This is a genomic window from Acidovorax sp. IB03, from assembly GCF_016406015.1.
GTDB classification, from domain to species: domain Bacteria; phylum Pseudomonadota; class Gammaproteobacteria; order Burkholderiales; family Burkholderiaceae_C; genus Acidovorax; species Acidovorax temperans.
Genome location: NZ_JAEFCH010000044.1, coordinates 26171 through 32664 on the forward strand (window position 1 = coordinate 26171; position 6494 = coordinate 32664).

Consider the following 6494-nt stretch of genomic DNA (forward strand, 5'->3'; position numbering starts at 1 on the left):
ATGTCGGATCACACCTCGCACAACTCTTCCGAGCCATCGTCTGACCCCGTGGAAAACGTGGTCTCCGCCATGCCCGTGGTGCTCCCCGTGGTGGGCGGCATCATGATGTTCCTGCTGGCATTCATTGCCGTGAAGATGGCCTGAGGCATTGCCCACGCCCATCCCACAAGCCCCGCACTGCGGGGCTTTTTTTTCGTCTGCACCCCGCTTTTTCAGAAGGATTCCCCCCATGCGCTCTGGCCATGCCCTCGTCTTGTTTTCTGGCGGACAAGACTCCACCACCTGCCTAGCCTGGGCGCTGAGCCAGTTTGCACATGTGGAGACCATCGGCTTTGACTACGGCCAGCGCCACCATGTGGAACTGCAGGCGCGCCACGCAGTGCTCGAAGCCATGCGGAGCCAGTTCCCGCAGTGGAGCAGCAAGCTCGGCGACGACCATATGCTGGATCTGAGCGTGCTCGGCCACATCAGCGACACGGCCCTGACCAGCGAGACCGAAATCCAGATGACCGCTGCAGGCCTGCCCAACACCTTCGTGCCGGGCCGCAACCTGCTGTTCTTCCAGCTGGCGGCGGCCGTGGGCTACCGGCGCGGCCTGCACACCCTGGTGGGCGGCATGTGCGAGACCGATTTCTCTGGCTACCCCGACTGCCGGGACGATACCCTCAAGGCCTTGCAGGTGGCGGTGTCGCTCGGCATGGGCCAGCGCTTCACCATCGAGACCCCGCTGATGTGGCTGGACAAATCCCAGACCTGGGACCTGGCTCGCACCCTGGGCGGCGACGCGCTGGTGGACATCGTGCTGGAGCAATCCCACACCTGCTACCACGGGGTGCGCGAAGAGCGCCACGCCTGGGGCTACGGCTGCGGCACCTGCCCCGCATGCGCCCTGCGCAAGGCCGGATTTGAGCGATGGAACGCCACTCTGGCCCGCTGATCAAGACAAGGACCTGCTGGGGTGGCAGCAATCATGATGCATAACCCCATGCAATTTTTGCATTGTTTTGACCCGAGTCTGACAGACAAATTGGCGGCAGATTCATAAAATCGTCATCCCAGCCGACCCGCGGAATGCGTGGAGACGCCTCCAACCCGTGGGGCCTTCGCATGTTCTGCCCGCCGACTGAGCACAGGCGCAGGGCCTGCAAGTGCTTGTGAAGGCGGCATTTGCGGAGCTCTCCGTCGAAAAGCCGTTTTTTCAAAGGCAGCGCTCAGCATCGCAATTGCGCCAGGTCTTTGCCGTCGTGAACCGCCCGGTTCGCTTCCTTTGGAAAACCGTTTTTTCAACTTAGGAAGCTCCCGATGAACGCACCCACCATGCAGGGCCTGAACCTCAACGCCCCCGCTTACGTCAAAAACCCGCGCCTGCTGGCCTGGGTGGCCGATATGGCAGCCCTGTGCAAGCCCGACAGCATCTACTGGTGCGACGGCTCCAAGGAAGAGTACGACCGCCTGTGCGACCAACTGGTGCAGGCTGGCACCTTCAAGAAGCTCAACCCTGCCAAGCGCCCCGGCAGCTTCCTGGCCTGGTCTGACCCATCGGACGTGGCCCGAGTGGAAGACCGCACCTACATCTGCTCGGCCAAGAAGGAAGATGCAGGCCCCACCAACAACTGGATGGACCCTGCTGAAATGCGCGCCACGCTGCAGCCGCTGTTCGACGGCTGCATGAAGGGCCGCACCATGTACGTGGTGCCCTTCAGCATGGGCCCGCTGGGCAGCCACATCGCCCACATTGGCGTGGAACTGACCGACAGCGCCTACGTGGCCGTGAACCAGCGCCTGATGACCCGCATGGGTAAGGCTGTGTACGACGTGCTCGGCGTGGACGGCGAGTTCGTGCCCTGCATGCACACCGTGGGCGCGCCCCTGGCCACAGGCGAGAAAGACACCACGAGCTGGCCTTGCAACCCCAAGGTGAAGTACATCGTGCACTACCCCGAAACGCGCGAAATCTGGTCGTATGGCTCGGGCTACGGCGGCAATGCGCTGCTGGGTAAAAAGTGCCTGGCCCTGCGCATCGCCTCCACCATGGGCCGCGACCAAGGCTGGCTGGCCGAGCACATGCTGATCCTGGGCGTCACCAACCCCGAAGGCAAGAAGTACCACGTGGCAGCCGCCTTCCCCAGCGCCTGCGGCAAGACCAACTTCTCGATGCTGGTGCCGCCCGAGGCCGGCTTTGCGGGCTGGAAGGTCACGACCATCGGCGACGACATCGCCTGGATCAAGCCCCATGCCGACGGCAAGATGTACGCCATCAACCCCGAGGCGGGCTACTTTGGCGTGGCCCCCGGCACCAACATGCACACCAACCCCAACTGCATGCGCAGCCTGGACAAGGACGTGATCTTCACCAACGTGGCCCTGACGGACGACGGCGACGTGTGGTGGGAAGGCATGGAAAAGGACACCGGCAAGCTGCCCGATCACCTGATCGACTGGCAAGGCAAGGACTGGACTCCGCAGATCGCCAAGGAAACCGGCGCCAAGGCTGCGCACCCCAACTCGCGCTTCACCGTGGCTGCCACCAACAACCCGGCGCTCGACCCCCAGTGGGACGATGCCAATGGTGTGGCCATTGACGCCTTCATCTTCGGCGGCCGCCGCTCCACCACCGTGCCGCTGGTGACTGAAGCCCGCACCTGGACCGAAGGCGTGTACATGGCTGCCACCATGGGCTCTGAAACCACCGCCGCCGCTTTTGGCGCCCAGGGCGTGGTGCGCCGCGACCCGTTCGCCATGCTGCCCTTCTGCGGCTACAACATGAGCGACTACTTCCAGCATTGGCTCAACATGGAAGGCCCAATCGCCGCCACCGGCAAGGCGCTGCCCAAGGTGTTCTGCGTGAACTGGTTCCGCAAGGACGAAGCCGGCAAGTTCGTCTGGCCCGGCTACGGCGACAACATGCGCGTGCTCAAGTGGATGATCGACCGCATCGAAGGCCAGGCGCAAGGCCAGGAAACCATGTTCGGCGTGGCGCCACAATATGCCGAGATCAACTGGACGGGTCTGGACTTCAGCGCCCAGCAGTTCGCCGCAGTGACCAGCATCGACAAGGCAGCCTGGGCCGAAGAGTTCAAGCTGCACACGGCCCACTTCGAGCAGCTGGCGTACCACCTCCCTCAAGCGCTGCTGGACACCAAGGCTCAACTCGAAAAGCGTTTGGCGGCCTAAGCAGATCTGCCAACGCACGGCAGCCCACGTTGGGCTGCCCAGCCAAAAAAGCTGACCCACCATGCGGTGGGTCAGCTTTTTTTCATGGCAAATTGAAACCTTATCCTGGCAGCGCTGAACTCCATGGGGAAGACCCGGCCTCGACGTTCCGGCTCGATTCCCCGGGCCCATGAAAAAAGCCATGGACGCTCAAGGCGACCATGGCTTTTTACAGAAAGTGGCAGTGTTGGTGCTGCCCTTCCTGATGGATCAGTAGTAGCGGCGAACGTCCTGCACGGTGGCAATGCCCATGGCGTGGTTCAGTTCAGCCATGATGCGCGGGTCTTGCATCGCCACTTGCCATGTGCGTGCGTCTTCGGCAGCGCGGCGACGGCGCTCAGCCCAAGCCTGGGTGCCAGCGCGCAGAGCAACGGCCATGCGGCGTGCGGGCAGGGTCAGCAGGGCCAAAGCGGCAAACGCCACCACCCACAGCACCACCCAGGCAGCCAGCAGGTGGCCTTCGCTCCAGGTGTCGATCACCTGGTTGGCCACGACCATCAGCGCTGAAACCACAGCGGCCAGCAGCAACGACGCAGCACCACGCGCACCGTCGAAATTGTGTGCAATGTCCTTGATGGCGGCTGCGGCGTTTTCAGCGCGAACGACGCCAGAGTGTTCAGTGGGGTAATCAACGTGTGCGAAGCTGGTCATTTTGGTAGTCCCTTTTCAAACGCTTTTGGCGAGATTGCCGGGCGAATGCATGAATATTAGGGTTTACCCTTTATCTATTCAAATTTATATTTTGAATTTTCTACATTCATATCAGTGATGATTGAAGGATGACCTCGCATCTGAACTTTCGCTCGCTCGATCTGAACCTGCTGCGGGTGTTCGATGAAGTGATGGCGGAGCGCAGTCTGACCAAGGCAGCGCACAAGCTTTCCATCACCCAGCCTGCCGTGAGCAACGCCATGCGCCGCCTGCGCGAGGTGGTGGGAGACGAGTTGTTGGTGCGCAGCGGCCAGGGGGTGGAGCCCACCCCCCGGGCGCTGGCACTGTGGCCCAGCGTGCGCGATGCGCTGGCGCTGCTGCAGGAGTCCCTGGCGCCCGGCAACTTTGAACCCGCCACGGCCACATCCACCTTTGTGCTGGCCATGGCCGACGCGACGGCCGCCACGCTGGTGCCGCCGCTGGCGCAAATCATTGAACGCGAGGCGCCGGGCATCTCCGTGCGGGTCTTGCCGCTCACCACCCGCGACCCCCGGCGGCTGCTGGACGAAGAGTCTGCCGACATGGCCGTGGGCTACTTCCCTGCAGCCCTGGCCGACCTGACTGCCCGCGCCCAATCGGGCGGGGCCGTGGCCTACGACAGCCGCCGCCTGTACGACGGCGAGTACATGTGTGTGATGCGCCAGGGGCATCCGCTGGCCACGGGCGAGCTGAGCCTCGACACCTACTGCGCAGCGCGGCACATGCTGGTCAGCTTTTCCGGTCGGCCGTTTGGTTTCATTGACGAAGCCCTGGCCTCGCTCGGGCGCACCCGGCGGGTGGTCATTACCGTCAACCAGTTCTTCACGGCGGGCCGGGTGGTGGTGGGTTCAGACCTGCTGACCGTGCTGCCACGGCATTTCATCCCGGTGACGGGCATTGCCGACAAACTGGTGCAACGCCCCCTGCCGCTGAATGTGCCTGCCGTGCACGTGGATGCCCTGTGGCGCCGACGCGGGCCGCAAGAAAAGGCCATGGAGTGGCTGCTGCACGCCCTGGCCCGATCAGCCCGCAGCATGTTTCGTGACTGACAACACCCGCAGGCCCACAGCACAGCTAAAGCCCTCACGGCCTACACTGCACCCATGAAGATTCAGCTGCTGTCCGACCTCCACCTGGAAGCCCATCCCCACTTTGTGCCAGAGCCCGCACCGGGCGCCGATGTACTGGTGCTGGCGGGCGACATTGGTTCCTACCAGGAAGGCGGCCAGCTGGGCGATGAAGATTTCGGCCTCGCCCGGTTTTCTCCATTACCCCAATGGGGTGCCTGGCCCACACCCGTGCTCTTCGTGCCGGGCAACCACGAATACGACGCCCAGGACTTTGACGAAGCCCACCAGCGGCTGCGCCGTACCTGCGACAAGCTCGGCATTGCCTGGCTGGAACGCGAAACCCTGGTGCTGGACCAGGTGCGCTTTGTAGGCACCACGCTCTGGAGCGACTTTGACGCGCTGGCCGACCACGAACAGACTGACTCGCTCACCCGGCGCCTGCAGCTGCGCGACAAGGCTTTCAGGGCTGCCAACTTTTACCTGCGCAAAACCGGCGGCACCCGCAGCGGTGAGCCCTTTCTGGCCGAACCCATGCGTGCGCAAGCCCTGGCTTGCCAGGAATGGTTGCAAGCGGCGCTGAGCACCCCGTTCGCGGGGACCACCGTGGCCGTCACGCACTTCGCCCCCAGCCTGCGCAGCGCAGACCCGCGCTACGGCCTGGTGCCCGGTACCGCAGGCTTTTGCAACGCACTGGACCACCTGCTGCCCCACGCGCAACTGTGGCTGCACGGCCACCTGCATGCGCCCAGCGATTACACCGTGAGCGGCACCGACCCAGCCACCCAGAAAGCCTGGCAATGCCGGGTGGTGGCGAACCCGCTGGGGTATGCCCGCAAGGGGGAACAGGCCACCTTTCAGAGCAAGCTGTGCCTCACCGTATGATCGGGAGCAAAGGCCTCTGACTTCTACGAAGGTCTTTTGGCGGCGCACGACGAAAAATATGACCCAGGTCAAGACAACAACCGCCTGCGCGCATTAGTCTGAACAACATCAACCTGGAGCTTTCCATGAACATTCTGCTTGCTGTCGACGGCAGCGCCTACACCAAGAAAATGCTGGCCTATCTCGCCACCCACGAAGACCTGCTGGGCGCCGGCCACAGCTACACGGTGTTGACAGTGCAGTCGCCCCTGCCCACCCGCGCACGCGCTGCCCTGGGCAAGGAAGTGGTGGACAGCTACCACGCTGAAGAAGCCGACAAGATCATGGCGCCGGTGGCCAAGTTCCTCGGCCGCCATGGCGTGGAAGCCAAGTGCATGTACAAGGTGGGCCCCGTGGGCGAAACCATCGCCAAGGTGGCAGACACCGGCAAGTTTGACCTGCTGGTGATGGGCTCCCACGGCCACGGCGCGCTGGCCACGCTGGTGGTTGGCTCGGTCACTACGCAAGTGCTGGCCCACTGCAAGGTGCCGCTGCTGATCGTTCGCTAAGCGACGGCCCCGCGCCCCACCAAGCCCCGCCCTGGCCCAATGCCAGTCAGTTAAGAGCTGACTGGCATTTTTTTCGTTGGGAATTTGGAAG

Annotated in this window: 7 protein-coding genes; 6 read left to right on the top strand and 1 reads right to left on the bottom strand. The window is 63.4% G+C overall.

Features of this window, described 5'->3' with window-relative positions; translation table 11 throughout:
- From IHV84_RS17835 to IHV84_RS17845, 3 genes are all read left to right on the top strand, one after another.
- Nucleotides 1-144 carry a hypothetical protein gene (locus IHV84_RS17835; protein WP_167336948.1) on the top strand — a complete coding sequence of 48 codons (144 nt, stop codon included), beginning with the start codon at nt 1-3 and terminating at the stop codon, nt 142-144.
- 85 nt (nt 145-229) lie between these two features.
- Nucleotides 230-937 (top strand): 7-cyano-7-deazaguanine synthase QueC, encoded by a 708-nt coding sequence (queC, locus tag IHV84_RS17840; RefSeq protein WP_198847862.1) that lies wholly within the window; start codon nt 230-232, stop codon nt 935-937.
- Between the two features lie 365 nt (nt 938-1302).
- The gene (locus tag IHV84_RS17845) at nt 1303-3174 is read left to right on the top strand and encodes a phosphoenolpyruvate carboxykinase (GTP) (RefSeq protein WP_198847863.1); all 1872 of its coding nucleotides are present in this window, start codon (nt 1303-1305) and stop codon (nt 3172-3174) included.
- A 249-nt stretch (nt 3175-3423) separates the two neighbouring features.
- On the opposite strand, the gene IHV84_RS17850 is transcribed toward IHV84_RS17845, so the two are convergent.
- On the bottom strand, nt 3424-3864 hold the full coding sequence (locus IHV84_RS17850; protein WP_198847864.1) for a hypothetical protein: 441 nt from the start codon (nt 3862-3864) through the stop codon (nt 3424-3426).
- 128 nt (nt 3865-3992) lie between these two features.
- Here IHV84_RS17850 and IHV84_RS17855 point away from each other — a divergent pair, with 128 nt between their 5' ends.
- The 3 genes from IHV84_RS17855 to IHV84_RS17865 all read left to right on the top strand — a co-directional run bounded on the left by IHV84_RS17855 (nt 3993) and on the right by IHV84_RS17865 (nt 6403).
- The gene (locus IHV84_RS17855; protein WP_198847865.1) at nt 3993-4952 is read left to right on the top strand and encodes a LysR family transcriptional regulator; all 960 of its coding nucleotides are present in this window, start codon (nt 3993-3995) and stop codon (nt 4950-4952) included.
- 54 nt (nt 4953-5006) lie between these two features.
- Nucleotides 5007-5855 carry a metallophosphoesterase gene (locus IHV84_RS17860; RefSeq protein WP_198847866.1) on the top strand — a complete coding sequence of 283 codons (849 nt, stop codon included), beginning with the start codon at nt 5007-5009 and terminating at the stop codon, nt 5853-5855.
- Between the two features lie 125 nt (nt 5856-5980).
- Entirely contained in the window at nt 5981-6403 is a 423-nt protein-coding gene (locus IHV84_RS17865) for a universal stress protein (protein ID WP_198847867.1), read from the top strand.
- The last annotated feature ends 91 nt before the right edge of the window (nt 6404-6494 follow it).

Bases quoted from the DNA above. Each gene is read 5' to 3' on its own strand.
- IHV84_RS17835 (WP_167336948.1), top strand. From the start codon at position 1: ATGTCGGATCACACCTCGCACAACTCTTCCGAGCCATCGTCTGACCCC.
- queC (WP_198847862.1), top strand. From the start codon at position 230: ATGCGCTCTGGCCATGCCCTCGTCTTGTTTTCTGGCGGACAAGACTCC.
- IHV84_RS17845 (WP_198847863.1), top strand. From the start codon at position 1,303: ATGAACGCACCCACCATGCAGGGCCTGAACCTCAACGCCCCCGCTTAC.
- IHV84_RS17850 (WP_198847864.1), bottom strand. From the start codon at position 3,864: ATGACCAGCTTCGCACACGTTGATTACCCCACTGAACACTCTGGCGTC.
- IHV84_RS17855 (WP_198847865.1), top strand. From the start codon at position 3,993: ATGACCTCGCATCTGAACTTTCGCTCGCTCGATCTGAACCTGCTGCGG.
- IHV84_RS17860 (WP_198847866.1), top strand. From the start codon at position 5,007: ATGAAGATTCAGCTGCTGTCCGACCTCCACCTGGAAGCCCATCCCCAC.
- IHV84_RS17865 (WP_198847867.1), top strand. From the start codon at position 5,981: ATGAACATTCTGCTTGCTGTCGACGGCAGCGCCTACACCAAGAAAATG.